Below are 1370 nucleotides of genomic sequence, written 5' to 3'. Positions count from 1 at the left end.
CGCTATCCCGGCCCGGCTGAAGAGTGGCTTCAGGTGTTACCCCAAACAGTGACTGGTTTTGCCATTCGTACTGCACGCACTGGGCAACAGCCTTGTCAGATTTTTTCGAGTACAAAACTTTGCGCGGACCTTCCTGCCTGGCCTCGTTCATCGTTGGTGCCATGCACCCTGCCAGCAGCATCACCGCCATCGCCCCAATCAAAATCCGCATGACTCTTCCTCGTCCTGAAAGGGGGTGACTGTAGCACTGGGGCGCCAGAAACGAAAAAGCCCGGCGTGTGGCCGGGCTTCGAATTATGGAGTGCGATCAATCTCTTTGTGTGTACCTATACGCCTTAGCTCCGCAACTGTCCCAACAAGCTCAAAACTCAGTTTGTGGCTGTGGTTCGCGGTTATGTGAATCGTATAGACTCCTGGCCGCTTATAACCAGAAAGTTTCTCAAGACGCAATTTCTTGGGCTGAGGATCTTGGAGTAGTAGTCGATATGCTTCCTTGAAAGCAGCCTTAACGTCTTCAGCAAGAGCACTGTAAGAATTCTGAAACGACTTGCGGCCTATGTCGATGGCCGTAATCTTCAGCCTCACAGATCGTCAAGGAATTTGTCGATGTCAGCTGGCTCACTCAAAATCACTGGAGTGTGGTCAGACTCTTTGTCTGCATTGCTTTCCAAAATGCTCCAGCGTAGCTCCTCGGCCATGGTGTTAAGCGAGGTCAGCGCGTCTAGTAGTCCAGCGTACGCATCAACAACGCCGTCTTCATCGTTTAAGCGTGGATCGTTGATTGCGCACTGCATTTTTGCCTTAGATTCAGCGTAGGATTTAACCAAGCTGTCTTGGAGACTCTCCAGGACAGGCACTACGTTTTCTTCCGGTATCAGCTTGGAAGCTTCTCCAGATGCTATCGAGTCTTTGACCGCAACAAACGATCTTTCAGCTGCATTGAGCAGTTGGCAATGATGGGAGATGGCTTCAATCGTGCCGTCGATATCTCTCAGCAGGTCGAGAGACCGCACAGCGCCAACACCCATGAGCTCTGCGGCAGAAAGCGCATCAGCTAAGTGGTGGTGGTTTGCCGAATTCATCATAAATTCCCTCAGTGATAACCCGGTGAATGGACTACCGGGTCGCGATTATCTCTACGTTGATGTCCTTGTCAACTGAAATCCGCGATACAAAACCATTACGAACGATTTCGTAGCGCTCACAACGTGACTATAGATGAGACGGTCAAACGTACAACCAGTTCACGGAATGAATCAGCTATCGAAATGATAGATGCAATTGATTGCACAAAAATTACCGAAAACTCGTAGAGACATCCGTTTATGTAGTTGATTGTGCGTCTTTATGCCTGAGTATCAGGCGAATAC

General features: G+C 49.6%; 1 protein-coding gene and 1 pseudogene. Both read right to left on the bottom strand.

All coding sequences use genetic code 11. From position 1 onward, the window contains the following. A pseudogene (locus tag ACXRVY_RS29315) lies at nt 1–211 on the bottom strand (hypothetical protein); the annotation flags it as partial. A gap of 370 nt (nt 212–581) precedes the next feature. After that, on the bottom strand, nt 582–1082 hold the full coding sequence (locus ACXRVY_RS29310; RefSeq protein ID WP_457265742.1) for a hypothetical protein: 501 nt from the start codon (nt 1080–1082) through the stop codon (nt 582–584). Nucleotides 1083–1370 lie beyond the last annotated feature (288 nt).

The organism is Pseudomonas sp. P5_A2_2 (assembly GCF_054177685.1).
Note: the sequence above shows the minus strand (reverse complement) of the source record. Positions and strands in the feature narration are given on the sequence as shown.